Below are 13441 nucleotides of genomic sequence, written 5' to 3' on the forward strand. Positions count from 1 at the left end.
GCATAGCGTGGCCTTCATGAAGCTCCCACCGGCCGCCGAACCCGAGTATTCGGAGCGGCGCGGCCGGTTGGGGTTCCTGGCCGTCGGGGTCTGGCTGTTCTACCTCGGTCAGCCGCTGCAAGAGATCGTGCAGACCCAGCACGGCGTCACCCGCGTGCTCGGTCTGCTCAACCTGCTGGTTTTCGCGGCGTCGTACCTCGGCTACTTCTTCCTCCTGCGCTGGCAGGGTTTCCGGCCGAACGCGGCGCCGCTGTGGCAGCGACTGACCTACCTCGGCGCGATGCTCGCCCTGGCCCTGCTGCTGATCACGACCGCCGGTCAGACCGCGCTCACCTGCCTGGTCTACATCGGCGCGACGGCGATGGTCTCGCTGGACATCCGGCTCGGCGTCGTGATCGTCGCGCTCCTGCTCGGCGGCGCGGAGCTGTCGATGCGCCTGGTCCCCGGCTGGTCGGACGACGGCAGCTACGGCCTCGCGATCTTCCTCGGCGGCCTGGCCGTGTTCGGGATGCGCCGCGCGATGCAGCGCGGCACCGAGCTGGCCGCCGCCCGCGAGGACATGGCCAAACTCGCCGTCCAGGAGGAGCGGAATCGGTTCGCCCGCGACCTGCACGACATCCTCGGCCACTCGCTGACCGTGATCACCGTCAAGGCCGAGCTGGCCGGCCGGCTGATCCAGGCCAACCCCGAGCGCGCCGCGACCGAGGTGGCCGACGTCGAGAGCCTGGCCCGGGCCGCGCTCGCCGACGTCCGCGCCGCCGTCGCCGGATACCGCGAGCTGAGCCTGGCCGGTGAGCTCGTCTCGGCCCGCGCCGCGCTGCAGGCGGCCGGGATCAAGGCCGAGCTGCCGACCACGATGGACGAGGTCCCCGAGCAGAACCGCGAGCTCTTCGCCTGGGTGATCCGCGAGGGTGTCACGAACGTCATCCGGCACTCCGGCGCCAAGCGCTGCACGATCAAGTACTCCGCCCGCCGCATCGAAGTCCTGGACGACGGCAGCGGCCCGGCCCCCGGCGGCACCGGCCACGGCCTGATCGGCCTGCGCGAACGCGCCGACGCGGCCGGCGCGAGCGTCGAGATCGGCCAGGCGCCGGGCGGCGGCTTCCGACTCGCTGTGAAGGTAGGCCCGTGACCATTCGACTCCTGATCGCTGACGACCAGGCCCTGGTGCGCGGCGCGCTGGCCGCGTTGCTGGATCTCGAGCACGACCTCCAGGTGGTCGCCGAGGTCGGCCGCGGTGACGAGGTGGTCGCCGCGGCCCAGGCCAGTACGCCGGACGTCGCGCTGCTCGACGTCGAGATGCCCGGCCTGGACGGGATCGAGGCCGCGGCCGCCCTGCGCAAGGCCGTCCCCGCCGTCCGCATCCTGATGGTGACCACCTTCGGCCGGCCCGGGTACCTGCGCCGCGCGATGGAGGCCGGCGCGGCCGGGTTCGTCGTCAAGGACACCCCGGCGGCGCAGCTCGCGGACGCCGTCCGCCGGGTGCACCAGGGGCTGCGCGTGGTCGACCCGTCACTCGCCGCTGAGACTCTCGTCGCGGGTACGAGTCCGCTGACCGGCCGGGAGTCCGACGTGCTGCGGTCCGCGCGGGCCGGCGGAACGGTCGCCGATATCGCGCGCGAGCTGCATCTGTCCGAGGGCACCGTGCGTAATCACCTGTCCGCCGCGATCGGTAAGACCGGCGCCCGGACGCGGGCCGAGGCCGCACGAATAGCTGTCGACAACGGCTGGCTCTGACGTCCGGCCCGCCCTAGTGTGAGGGCATGTCGATCGAGCAGTTCAGCGTGCGGGGGCGGTTGGCGGACACCGGGGAGGGCATCACCGGGGACGAACTACAACTGGCGGCGCGTAATCACGGGATCCCGTTGGAGGCGTTGCGGTACGACGTCACACCAGCCGGCTTGCACTACGTGCTGGTCCACTACGACATCCCCGTCGGTACGGCGGAGACCTGGCGGCTCGAGGTCGACGGATGCGTCGAGCAACCGTTGTCGATCGGCCTGACCGAGCTGCGCGCGATGGGACGGCGTACCGTCCGCGTCACGCTGGAGTGCGCGGGCAATGGCCGCGCGGCGCTGCAGCCGCGCCCGATCAGCCAACCCTGGTTGAACGAGGCCGTCGGCACTGCGGAGTGGACGGGCGTCCTCCTCGCCGACCTGCTGCGTAACGCGGGGGTCCGCTCGGACGCCGTCGATGTCGTCTTCACCGGCGCCGACCACGGCATCGAACGCGGTGTCGAGCAGGACTACCAGCGCGGCCTGTCGTTGACCGAGGCAATCGACTCCGGCGCGATCGTCGCCTGGGAGATGAACGGCGACCCGCTGCCCCCGCAACACGGCTTCCCGCTGCGCCTCGTCGTCCCGGGCTGGTACGGGATGGCGAGTGTGAAGTGGTTGCGCTCGATCGAGCTGATCGACCACGAGTTCCGCGGCTTCCAGAACGCCGTCGCCTACCGGATCCGCCAGGAGGCCGACGAGCTCGGCACGCCGGTGACCCGGATCGAGCCGCGCGCCTTGCTGATCCCGCCCGGCTTCCCCGACTTCATGAGTCGGCACCGGTTCGTTGCCGCCGGCACCGTCACGTTGCAGGGCCGGGCCTGGTCCGGATGGGCGCCGATCGAGCGCGTCGAGGTCAGCACGGACGCCGGCGTCAGCTGGCAGACTGCCAAACTCGATGCTGCTGGCAACGATGAACTCGCCTGGCGCTCCTTCACCCACGACTGGGACGCGACTCCGGGTGAACACGTCCTCACCGTCCGCGCGGTCGACGCCAGTGGCCGAGAGCAACCAATCGAAGCGCCCTGGAACCGCGGCGGCTTCGCCAACAACTCCGCCCAGCGGATGACCGTCCTCGTCAGCTGACCGCGTGTCGCTGTCCACTTCGCGCGGATCGCCGTCACATCCTGGAACCAGTACACGGTCCTCACTCCAGGAGTGAAACGGTGAACGATCTGCAGTTGCACGCACGGGTCTTCCGAACAGCCGGCCAGTGGTACGCCGACATCGACGACGAGCTGTTCCCGCAACCCGACAACCCGCTCTGGCACGGCTCCTACCCCACGCAGTCCTCGGCCCTCGCCGCGGCCTGCACGCTGATCGCAGAGCTCAGTGACGCGGGCCGAACACGAGGAACAGTCCGAAGCCGAGGGTGAACAGCGCGAGCAGGCCGATCAGCGGGTACTCCCACCAGCTCCAGCTCCGGTCGACATCCACGGCCAGCACATAGGACGGGTCTTCGGGGTCGACCACCACGTTGACCTGGTCGCCGACCGCAGGCCTCGGCTCGAGCTGGTCGCCGTCGCTCAGCTCGACGGCCACGCCGTCACCGGGCCGTGCGACCTTCACGGTGGCTTGATCGGTTGTCGACCAGCGGTCGCTTTCGACGGAGACCACCTGGGCGGGCACCACCGGCCCTGCTGCCAGCAACTGTTCGTCGGACTGGCCGCTCTGCAGCCCCAGCGGGATGACCGCGATCCCGAACAGCGCGATCGGCACCCCGACCACGATTCGGGCGATCCGGATCGCGCTCCCGACGCCTTTGCGCGGCGGGCGCGCGGCTCGGGCCTGACGGCGTTCGTCGATGCGGTGCCACCAGTCGAAACGCTCGACGAGCAGGCGCGCCGGGTAACAGAGGCCGCCGGCGATGGCGGCGCAGATGAACGGGTTGTCGTAGAGGAAGTTCGGTCGGGCCAGCCAGCCGGCCAGGTAGAGGAGGCCGCCTGTCGTGAGGAAGAAGAGGACGAGGAGGACGGACTGCAGCCCGTCCAGATCGTCGTCCGCGTCCGTCTTGCTCATCGGAACATCATGCAGGCCGACGGTTCTCCTACTCCGGCTCGTTGTGGGCGTGTCCGCCGACTTGGTACGGGGTCGTGTAGCCGGCGTACATGAGGTGGGCCATCAGGCCTTCGGCGGCATGCGGGAGGTTGTGGCAGTGGTCCATCCAGACACCGGGGTTGTCGGCGACGAAGGCGAGCTCGTAGGTCTCGTCGTTGCCGACCTCGAGCGTGTCGGTCCACCAGGGCGCGCCGGACGACGGCGTCCCGTTGCGGCTGAGGACGACGGCATGGTGGCCGTGCAGGTGCATCGGGTGCGCCTGCCCGCTGGTGTTCGAGATCGTCATCCGGACGACGTCGCCGGACGCGACCATGAACATCGGGACGTCGGGGAACTTCCGCCCGTTGATCGTCCACCACAGCCCTGGCACCCCGTCGAGGAAGCCGGGCCGCCGCCCGATCCGGTACTCGAACCGCCGGTCCGCCGTGGCGGGGTCGAACCCGACCGGCATCGGCCGTCCGTACGTCAGCAGATCCACTGTGTCGGCAGGCAGCTCACCCGGCGTGCCTCCCGCACTCGGCCCGATCGCGAGCGAGAGCGCACTCGTGCCTGCGACCAGGCCCATCCCACCTGCCGGGACTACTGCCTCGATGTCCACCCGTCCGCCCGCGGCGAGCGCGTACGCCTTGCGCACCGGCGTCGGCGCGTTCACCTCGCGGCCGTCGACCGCGACCACCTTGTACGGCGTGCCCACCAGCCCGACCCGCAGAATTGCGTTGTCGGTGTTGATCACCCGCACTCGCGCAGTCGTCCCGGCCGGTAGGTCCACCCGCTGCGAACCCGGCTGTCCGTTGATCGTCCGCTTGCCGTCGTACGTGTGGATCGTCGCGATCACCTCGCCCGGCACCTTGGGCGCGATCACGATCGGGCCGAACAAGCCGCCTTTGACGACCTCGCTGGAGACCTGATGGGAGTGGTACCAGTAGGTACCGCCGTCTTCGGCGCGGAAACGGTAGACATGCCTGCCCCCGATCGGTACGGCGTCCTGAGTCACGCCGGCGACGCCGTCCTCGGCGTTCGGGACGTCGATCCCGTGCCAGTGCAGCGTGGCGCCGTCCTGGACCGACTCGTTGACCAGCGTCACCTCGACGAGATCACCGCTCTCGGCTCGGATCAGTGGTCCGGGTGAGCTGCCGTTGAGGGTGTACCGCGCGAGGCCCTTCCGTTCCTGCCGCGCGACGAGCGTGACCGCGACGTCCGGCGTACCGGTCCTGGGGCCGGTCAGGTCGGCGATGCTGCGGTGGTGATGCTCGTGCCCACCAGCCGGGCCGCCGCCGTAGTCGGCGTACCCCATGTCGGCCGCGTTGTACGTCGACGGGACCAGGCTGGTCGCCCAGAGGTAGGCCAGCGGCGCGAGCACCGCGAGCGCTATCCCGAGAGCGACCAGCCGCCCCTTACGCACTGACCGGCCGAGGCGCCGCGGCCCGACCGGCCGCAGTCCCCGCCACGGCCGCGATGGCCAACCCGTTCAGCCCGTGCAGAACTCCCAGCGCCGGCAGGCCGAACGACACAACTGCCAGCACGAACTGCAGCGCGACCAGCCCGACCACGACTCCTGCCAGCACCCGGCCCCGCGGCACCTCCGTCAGAAACGAAACCACCAGCAACGCCAACGCCAGCACGCCGATCGCCGTCCCCGCGATGCTGTGATAGCTCTGACCGAAGTTCGTGTAGTCGGCCCCGATAGCGACCCCGTCACCGGCGTCCTTGGCCACCGTGAACCCCGCGAACGCGATCGACGCCACCTGCAATCCCACCGCCACCGAGATCAGCAGCGCCAGGACCCGGTACGCCGTCCTCACGCCACTCGCCGCTTCCGCAGGAAGAAGACCGCGCCGGCCAGCAGCGCCACGAACAGCAACACCGGCGGATGCCCGCCCAGCACGGCACAGGCGACCCCGGCAACAGCCAGCACGCCCAACACGATCAACAACGGCAGGGGGATCCCGCCCACGCCCGCCTTACGGGCCCACGGCGGGCCGGCCGCCCACGATGCCTTCTGCTCAGCCGAAGGGCCACCGGCGGTGGCACCTCCAACCCAGGAGCCTCGTCCGGGGTTCGTCCGTCCGGGGTCCACCCAGCCGTCCGGGCCCGACTGGTGTTCGCCCGGCAGATCGCCGAACATCCCGGACAACTCCGGCCCGGTCTTCGCCTGAAGCGCGGCCTCAACGCGCTCGGCGTGCTCCTCGGCCGTCAGCCGCCCAGCCTCGTAGTGCTCGCCCAACCGGCGAACAGCCTCTTCACGTTCGCTGTCCCCGATACGGATCGGATCGTTCATGACACTCCTCGGTTCGCAGTTTTCGACTGCACCGATCGTGTCCCGGCGACCCCATCCACCGCGTCGCCCAGCCGGCGGCACCCTGCCTACCCCGCCAGGCGCACCACACCCCACCCAGCCCGGTCCGCCGTACTCCCCGCGGAGTACCCCGCCCCCGGGCAAACCCCGAGGAGATCGCCGGGGCCCCGGGTACGGCGGGGCCCCGGCCGCCTAGGCGCTCGCGGCGAGGATCTGGTTGACGTCGTCGTTCGCCCCGGCCAGCGACGCCGGGTCGGCCTCGAACGACATCACGGCGTCCATCGCCGGCGTCATCACCGCGCTCACGTCCGCCGCGTTCGGGTTCGCCGGGTAGGCGAACACGTCACCGGCTTCGACCGTCTCCAGGAACGGCGTCACGTCCCACCCGTCGGCCGCGAACTTCGCCTTCGCCGCCGGCAGGCTCGCCGACACCGCCGGGAACACCACGCCCGCCTTCGCGACGATGTCCTGCGCGGTCTGCGACCCGAGGAACTTCACCCACGCCCAGGACGCCTCCCGCCGCGTGGTGCCGGCCCAGATTGTGTCGGCCAGCCCGTTCATCATCGACATCCGCTTGCCGATCGGCCCGACCGGCAACCGCGCCAGCTTGGTCGGTACCTGCTTCAGCGTCTTGTACGTCCCGAGCATCCACGACCCGTTCGGCGTGATCGCGTACTTCCCCGCGCCGAACGACGTCGTGACGTCGACCCCGGACTTCGCCTGCGCGTACGTCGGCATGTACCCCTTGGTGATCAGCCCCCGCCACCAGCCGATGGTGTCGGTGAACTTCGGGTCGCCGTAGAAGAACTTCGTCCCCCACGGCTCGCCCTCGGAGTACTTCCAGCCGTTCGAGGCGGCGTACCAGCTCCAGCTGGTCTGGCCGTCGGAGCCGCCCGCGTCGCCGTACCCGAGCCCGTAGACCTTGATCTTGGTCTTGTCGAAGCCGGGCTGGTCGCCGCGGCGGCCCTTGGCGTCGACCGTCAGCCGGCGCACGATCTGCTCGAAGGTGCCGCCGTCCTGCGGGTTCCAGGTCATCGAGTTCAGCTGCTCGACGCTGATCCCGGCCGCCTCGGTGAACGCGCTGTTGTAGAAGTACACCTCGGAGTCGAAGTCCTTCGGCAAGCCGTACCGCTTGCCGTCGGCGCCGATCCAGCGCTCGGCCAGGCCTTTCTGGTAGATGCCGAGGTCAACGTTGTCCTGGGCGACGAAGTCGTCGATCGCCAGCACCTGGCCCTTGTCCGCGAACAAGGGGTACTTCGCCGAGTGCGAGGTGAACACGTCCGGCGCGGTGTCGGAGATGAACCCGGTGACGAGTTTCGACCAGTAGTCACCCCAGCCGTACTGCTCGATCCGGACGCTGTACTGCGGGTTCTGCTGCTGGAAGACCTTCGCGCACTCGGTGTACATCGGTAGCTGCGCGGAGTCCCAGAGCCAGTAGATGACCTCCCCCTCACCGCGCGCCGCGGCGCCGTTGTTACAGGCGGCCAGCGGCGGGACGGCGAGGGCGGCGAGGCCGGCTTTCAGCAAGGTCCTGCGGGAGAGGTTCATCATTTGATCCCCGAGAAGCCGATGGAGTTGGTGATGCGTTTGGCGAAGGCCAGGAACAGGATGATCATCGGCAGCGCCGCGATCAGCGTGGCAGCCATCAGGCCGGCCCAGTCCGGGCCGCCCTGCGGGGTCTGCGAGCGGAAGACGCCGAGGGCGACCGTGAGCACGCGGACGTTCTCCTGCTGACCGACCAGCAGCGGCCAGAAGTAGTCGTTCCAGGAGTTGATGTAGGTCAGGATCGCCAGCGTCGCGATCGGCGCCGCGCTCATCGGGATGATCATCCCGAAGAACAGCCGCGCGTGGCCGGCGCCGTCGATCATCGCGGCCTCCTCCAGCTCCCGGCTGATGCCGAGGAAGAACTGGCGCAGGAAGAAGATCGCGAACGGCGTCATGAACGCACCCGGCAGGATGATGCCGGCGAAGCTGTTCAGCAGGCCGAGGTTCTTGATCAGCACGAAGTTCGGCAGCGTGGTGAAGATCGGCGGCACCATCAGCGCGGCCAGGAAGAGCGCGAACACCTTGTCCCGGCCGGGCCAGCGCAACCGGGCGAACGCGTACGCCGCCATCGCGCTGAAGAAGACCTGGCAGACCGTGGTGATCGTTGCCACCACCAACGAGTTGCGCAGGTACAGCCAGAAGTTCACCGAGGCGCCGGAGCCGCCCTGGGCCTGCGCCTCCTCGATCGTGGCCAGCCCGAGCACGCGTTTGAACGCGCCGAGGGTGGTCTCGACCGGGAGCAGCGAGCTGGGGTGGCCGGCGAGCTGGGTGTTGTTCGACAGCGCCGTCCGGAGCATCCAGTAGAAGGGGAACAGCGTGACGATCAGCAGGATGATCAGCACGGCCCAGGCGACGATCCGGCCCGGGTTCAGCGGACGTTTCATGCCAGATCACTCTCCTTGGCGCGCAGCAGCCGCAGCTGCAGCAGCGAGACGACCGCCAGGATCGCGAACAGCACCATCGCCATCGCCGAGGCGTAGCCGAAGTCGAAGCGGGTGAACGCCCGCTCGAAGATGTAGTAGTAGATGACCCGGGTCGAGTTGATCGGTCCGCCCTGGGTCGTGACGGCGATGGTGTCGAAGATCTGGAACGACCCGATCATGGTGACCACCAGGACCATCACCAGAACAGGACGCAGCAGCGGCAGCGTGATCCGCCAGAAGGTCTTCATTTCGCTCGCGCCGTCCACCTCGGCGGCCTCGTACACGTACGACGGGATGGTCTGCAGGCCGGCGAACACCAGCAGCGCGGTGTAGCCCATGTGCCGCCAGACGTTGATCCCGGCAACGGTCGGGATGGCCCAGTTCGAGTCGCCGAAGAACGCGATCGGGTCGATCCCGAGCCAGGTCAGGCCCTGGTTCACGATGCCGACCTGGAAGTCGAGCATCCAGTACCAGACCAGCGCGACGACGACGTTCGCGACCAGGTAGGGCAGCAGGATCGCGGCCCGGACGGTGATCGACTTGGTCAGCCGGTACATCAGCATCGCGATCGCGACCGCGAGGACGGTCTGCAGGCCGATGTTGATCAGGACGTACTGGACGGTGACGCCGAGCGCGTTCCAGAAGAAGCTGTCGTGGATCATCCGCTCGTAGTTGTCCAGCCCGTTGAACTTGGGGGCCTCGAGCAAGCTGTACTCGGTGAAGCTCAGGTAGGCGCCGCGCAGTGTCGGCCAGATGTAGAAGACGACGAACCCGAGCGTCGCCGGGGCCAGGAAGATCATCGCGACCTTGAGGTCTCCCAGGCGCCGTCGCTTCCGGACCGGCGGCGCCTGTTCCCCGTGACTTCGTTCAGCTGGTGGTGCGTTGGTTGCGGCGGTCACGGGGGATCTCCTTTGTCGGGGACTGGTCAGCTGATCGCTGTCACGTCCAGCAGCAGCGCGTGCTCGGGCCACTGCGCCGGGAGCTGGACGCCGACCGCGGCCAGCGCGGCGCCGTTCAGCTCGACGGGCTCGGTCCAGGACGGTAGTGAGCGGGGCTCGGGGCCGGGGGTCGCGATCCGGCTCACCCGGTAGGTCCGCTGCGGGTCGAGGCCCGGCAGCCGGACCCGGCCGACGGCCGAGGTGACGGATTGCGTCAGCTGGACGGCGGCGTACACGGCCCGGCTGTTGTCCTGGGCAACCACTCCGTGCAGCAGGAAGTCGTCCGGACCACGGTCGGCGCGAACCACCCGGCCAGTGTGCAGCAACGGCCGCAGTTCCTTGTGCAGGGCAACCCACCCGGCGAGTTCAGCGCGCTCTTCGTCCGACGCGAGCGAGATGTCCCACTCGATGCCGAAGTGGCCGAACAGCGCGGTGATCGCGCGGAACGACAGGTCCTGCGTCCGTCCGGTGGTGTGCGCCTTCGGCGGGCCGACGTGGCAGCCGATCAGCTCCGGCGGCAGCAGCAGCTGCGTGTAGCGCTGGATGGTCTGACGCTCGAGCGCGTCGTTGCTGTCACTGCCCCAGACCCGGTCGGTGCGCTCCAGGATGGCGAGGTCGACGCGGGCGCCGCCGGACGAGCAGGACTCGATCTCCAGGCCCGGGTGCCGGCGCTTGAGCTCGTCGATCAGCCGGTACACGGCCAGGGTCTGCGCGTGGATCCCCGCCGTCCCGGTCTGCTGGTTGCCGCCGTCGATGAAGTCGCGGTTGTGGTCCCACTTCAGGTACGCGATGTCGTACTCCGTGAGCAGGCTGTCGAGCCGCTCCAGGATGTAGTCGTACGCCGCCGGGACGCCGAGGTTCAGCCCCTGCTGGTGCCGCGCCGTCGGCGGGAGGCGGTTGCCGGTGGCAAGGATCCAGTCCGGGTGCTCGCGGGCCAGGTCGGAGTCCGGGTTGACCATCTCGGGCTCGACCCAGAGGCCGAACTGCAGGCCGAGGCCGCGGACGTGATCGACGAGCGGGTGCAGGCCCTTGGGCCAGATGCCTTCGTCGACGTACCAGTCGCCGAGACCGGCGTGGTCGTCGCGACGGCCGCGGAACCAGCCGTCGTCCAGGACGAAGCGCTCGGCGCCGACCTCGGCGGCGGCGTTGGCCAAGCCCTTCAGCTTGTCCAGGTCGAGGTCGAAGTAGACCGCTTCCCAGGTGTTCAGGACGACCGGACGGTCGGTCTTCGGGTGGCTCGCGCGACCGCGCAGGTACTCGTGGAAGCGGGTCGAGATGCGGTCCAGGCCGACGCCGTACGAGCCGTAGATCCAGGGGGTGGCGTAGGTGCCCTGCGGCTCGACGCGGCCCTCGCCCGGAAGGAGGAGCTCACCGCCGCCGATGACGGCGTACCCGCTCATGCCGCGTTCGGCGTACGAGCGGTGGTTGCCGCTCCACGCGGTGTGGACGGCCCAGACCTCGCCCTCGGTGAACCCGAAGCCCTTGGCACCCGCGATCAGCAACAGCGTCGCGTCGGCGCCGGTGCGGCCGCGCCGGTTGTCGCGGATGTGCGCGCCCTGGGTGAACGCGTGCCGCTGCGGGTGCCGCTCGCCGATGTGGCGGCCGGTCAGGTCGAGCAGCTCGGTCGCCTCGGTCGGCACGGGCAGTGCGAGCACGAGCCCGTCGACGTTGTACGCCGTACCGCCGGTGTTCGTGAGGTCCGCCTTCGCGCGGACGAGACCCGAGTCGGTCAGCTCGACGGTCAGGCGAATACTCAGCCCGGCCTCGGCGTCCACCGCGTCCGCGACAACCGTGTTGTCAGTCTGCGCGACGCTGGTCAGCGCGAAACTCGGCGAGAAGTTCTGACCGTCCCGGTGCCCACTGAGCCCCGGCAGGCCGAACCAGCCCGCCGAGTACTCCGGCACGATCGCGATCGGCCGGTTCTCGTCCAGCCCGTTCCCGTCCTGCACGGCCCCGGCCCCACGCCGCAGCTCCAGCAGAGCCTGCCCCGTGAGCTCCCCCAGATCCGCGCCCCAATGCAGCACGGACGGCAGCGCCGGCCCCGAGCAGTCCAGCACCAAGCTGACCCCAGCAGCGCGCAGCTGCAGCACCTCGATGTTCGACACTGTTGATTCACTCTGCTTTCTGATTGATTCCGTGACGGAACTATTTACCCCGCCAGCCCGGATGTCAATGCTTCACGAAGTTAAGTAAGTACCATAGAGCTCCGCCCGCCCCTCTACAACGACGGAATCACCCCCCGAGCCGCACCCGAACCAACAACTCGTGCAACCCAACGTCCCCAACCGAACTCTCCGGCAGACGACTCTCCGCCTCCCCCTCATCCAGCGCCCGCATCAACCGCTCGACATCAGCCGCCACCACCTCGACCGACGGCCCCTCCAGCGCGCCATGCTCAGCCTCAGCCTTCAGCGCCATCAACTCAGGCAAGTACGCCGGCGCCCCGCCCAACAACTCCCGCAGATCCGCCTGAACCTCTCCCGACCGCATCAAGTGAATGCCGGTCAGCAACACCCGGAAGGTGTAGAGCAGCGGCTTCAGCTCACCCGTCTTCCCGAAGAGCTCCCACTGGGTCTTCGCGAAACCGCGGTAGTGATGCGCATGCCACTTGGTGATACACCCGGCCGCCAGCGCCTTGAGCTCCTCGTGCTCCGGCGTACTGACGACCACCAGCGGCGACAGCACCTGCTCGAGCACATACCCGTTCCGCCGCAACATCAGCCGGGCGAACTTCCCCAGATCATGCGTCACGAGGTCGACCTCGGCCTCGTTCTCGAACCAACTCCGATCCAGCGTCTCCGGCCCAGTCCGCAGGCCGACCACCTCCGCGGCGGGCAGGATGTGGACGCCGCGCAGGTCGACATCGGAGTCACGAGACGGAAAGCCGTAGAGATGCGCGCCGGACACCGTTGCGAACAGCAACGGAAACGGCTGTTCGCCGACGATGGTCCGGAGCTCGACGAAGTCGAGGGTTCGCATGTCACGCGTCATCGAGGCTCCTTTGGCGGACGGATCGCAGCCAGGTGTCCACTCGGGCTACGTCGGGGGTTGGGGGTAGGACGGTGTGGCGGAGGGCTTGGTCGAGGTCGGCGTGTAGGGCGAGGCGCCAGCGTTCGACGTCGTCCCAGGGCAGATCGCCTTGTTTTATTGCGAGGAGGCGGTCTCGGTCGGGGCCTACGTCGACGGTGAGTTCGGCTTCGAGGAGGAGGGTGCGGGCCGAGAGCAACAAGCGGATGAGGTGCATGACGTGTTTCCACTTGGGGGCGCCGTCGCGGCGGAAGTCGGCTTCGAGCTTCTTGAACTGGCTGAGGACGTAGCCGGAGTAGGTCTGGTAAGCGAGCTGGGACAGGAACGCCGTCCGCAAGCCGACCAACTCGGCGCCCAGCGGGGTCTGGTGGACGACGAGGGGTGAGTGGAGGACCTCGAGGAGGTTCGGGTTCGACTTGAGGGCGAGTTCGCAGAAGCGCTCGACCTCCCAGGAGAACCACTCCGGCTCCGGGCCGTCGACGTGCGTGGGCGGTTTGGCCAAGCCCCAGAAGTCCCGGGTCGGCGCGACATAGACGCCGCGCGTATCGGTGTCGGAGGTGTCGGTGTCGAGCCCGAATGCCCGGGAGCCGACGACCGCCGCGAAGATGGTGTGCTCGCGGACCAGGCGATCGCCGTCGGGTTGCCCGAGGTCGAGCGCTTCGGCCTGGTACGCCGTCCGCAGGCTCAACTGATCGCGGCCGGCGAGAGTTTCCCGGCCGTCGGCGAGCCGGACGGCGTACCGGCCGTCCGGGGTGATCGCGGCGACCCGGCCGGTGGCGCCGCGCTGCGCCGTACCGCCCTGATCGTCGGGCGCGGCCACCCGGATCACCACCTGCGTCCCCACCGGCAACTGCGGACCCTGGACCATGGCGGCATCCT

The 13441-nt window shown here is 69.2% G+C and carries 14 protein-coding genes; 4 read left to right on the forward strand and 10 right to left on the reverse strand.

All coding sequences use genetic code 11. From position 1 onward, the window contains the following. Positions 1 to 16: 16 nt before the first annotated feature. The 4 genes from ACZ6ZD_RS24565 to ACZ6ZD_RS24580 all read left to right on the forward strand — a co-directional run bounded on the left by ACZ6ZD_RS24565 (position 17) and on the right by ACZ6ZD_RS24580 (position 3151). The gene (locus ACZ6ZD_RS24565; RefSeq protein WP_465675862.1) at positions 17 to 1132 is read left to right on the forward strand and encodes a sensor histidine kinase; all 1116 of its coding nucleotides are present in this window, start codon (positions 17 to 19) and stop codon (positions 1130 to 1132) included. Continuing rightward, positions 1129 to 1737, forward strand: coding sequence for a response regulator (locus ACZ6ZD_RS24570; RefSeq protein ID WP_465675864.1), 609 nt, complete (start codon positions 1129 to 1131; stop codon positions 1735 to 1737). Before ACZ6ZD_RS24565 ends, ACZ6ZD_RS24570 begins: the two co-directional genes overlap by 4 nt. 26 nt (positions 1738 to 1763) lie before the next feature. Then, positions 1764 to 2861 carry a sulfite oxidase gene (locus tag ACZ6ZD_RS24575; RefSeq protein WP_465675866.1) on the forward strand — a complete coding sequence of 366 codons (1098 nt, stop codon included), beginning with the start codon at positions 1764 to 1766 and terminating at the stop codon, positions 2859 to 2861. An 80-nt stretch (positions 2862 to 2941) separates the two neighbouring features. Continuing rightward, positions 2942 to 3151, forward strand: a complete 210-nt coding sequence (locus tag ACZ6ZD_RS24580) for a hypothetical protein (protein WP_465675868.1) — start codon at positions 2942 to 2944, stop codon at positions 3149 to 3151. Here ACZ6ZD_RS24580 and ACZ6ZD_RS24585 read toward each other — a convergent pair. From ACZ6ZD_RS24585 to ACZ6ZD_RS24630, 10 genes are all read right to left on the reverse strand, one after another. Further along, positions 3105 to 3794 (reverse strand): DUF3592 domain-containing protein, encoded by a 690-nt coding sequence (locus ACZ6ZD_RS24585; RefSeq protein ID WP_465675870.1) that lies wholly within the window; start codon positions 3792 to 3794, stop codon positions 3105 to 3107. The two genes, ACZ6ZD_RS24580 and ACZ6ZD_RS24585, sit on opposite strands and share 47 nt — an antisense overlap. Before the next feature lie 28 nt (positions 3795 to 3822). Then, positions 3823 to 5235, reverse strand: a complete 1413-nt coding sequence (locus ACZ6ZD_RS24590) for a multicopper oxidase family protein (protein ID WP_465675872.1) — start codon at positions 5233 to 5235, stop codon at positions 3823 to 3825. Then, positions 5228 to 5635, reverse strand: coding sequence for a hypothetical protein (locus ACZ6ZD_RS24595; protein ID WP_465675874.1), 408 nt, complete (start codon positions 5633 to 5635; stop codon positions 5228 to 5230). Before ACZ6ZD_RS24595 ends, ACZ6ZD_RS24590 begins: the two co-directional genes overlap by 8 nt. Beyond that, on the reverse strand, positions 5632 to 6111 hold the full coding sequence (locus tag ACZ6ZD_RS24600; RefSeq protein WP_465675876.1) for a DUF1707 SHOCT-like domain-containing protein: 480 nt from the start codon (positions 6109 to 6111) through the stop codon (positions 5632 to 5634). The genes ACZ6ZD_RS24595 and ACZ6ZD_RS24600 overlap by 4 nt, the downstream gene beginning before the upstream one ends. Positions 6112 to 6321: 210 nt before the next feature. Continuing rightward, complete coding sequence (locus tag ACZ6ZD_RS24605) at positions 6322 to 7677, reverse strand: ABC transporter substrate-binding protein (protein WP_465675878.1); 1356 nt, start codon at positions 7675 to 7677, stop codon at positions 6322 to 6324. Continuing rightward, positions 7677 to 8558: a carbohydrate ABC transporter permease gene (locus tag ACZ6ZD_RS24610; RefSeq protein ID WP_465675880.1), complete on the reverse strand. Its 882-nt coding sequence runs from the start codon at positions 8556 to 8558 to the stop codon at positions 7677 to 7679. The genes ACZ6ZD_RS24605 and ACZ6ZD_RS24610 overlap by 1 nt, the downstream gene beginning before the upstream one ends. Beyond that, on the reverse strand, positions 8555 to 9496 hold the full coding sequence (locus ACZ6ZD_RS24615) for a carbohydrate ABC transporter permease (RefSeq protein WP_465675882.1): 942 nt from the start codon (positions 9494 to 9496) through the stop codon (positions 8555 to 8557). Before ACZ6ZD_RS24615 ends, ACZ6ZD_RS24610 begins: the two co-directional genes overlap by 4 nt. 26 nt (positions 9497 to 9522) lie before the next feature. Continuing rightward, positions 9523 to 11640, reverse strand: a complete 2118-nt coding sequence (locus tag ACZ6ZD_RS24620) for an alpha-galactosidase (RefSeq protein WP_465675884.1) — start codon at positions 11638 to 11640, stop codon at positions 9523 to 9525. 127 nt (positions 11641 to 11767) lie between these two features. Continuing rightward, a complete protein-coding gene (locus ACZ6ZD_RS24625) occupies positions 11768 to 12526 on the reverse strand; it encodes a nucleotidyltransferase domain-containing protein (RefSeq protein WP_465675886.1) in 759 nt (252 codons plus the stop codon). Further along, positions 12516 to 13430, reverse strand: a complete 915-nt coding sequence (locus tag ACZ6ZD_RS24630; RefSeq protein WP_465675888.1) for a nucleotidyltransferase domain-containing protein — start codon at positions 13428 to 13430, stop codon at positions 12516 to 12518. Before ACZ6ZD_RS24630 ends, ACZ6ZD_RS24625 begins: the two co-directional genes overlap by 11 nt. Positions 13431 to 13441: the final 11 nt, after the last annotated feature.

It is taken from the genome of Kribbella sp. NPDC104218 (assembly GCF_055584105.1).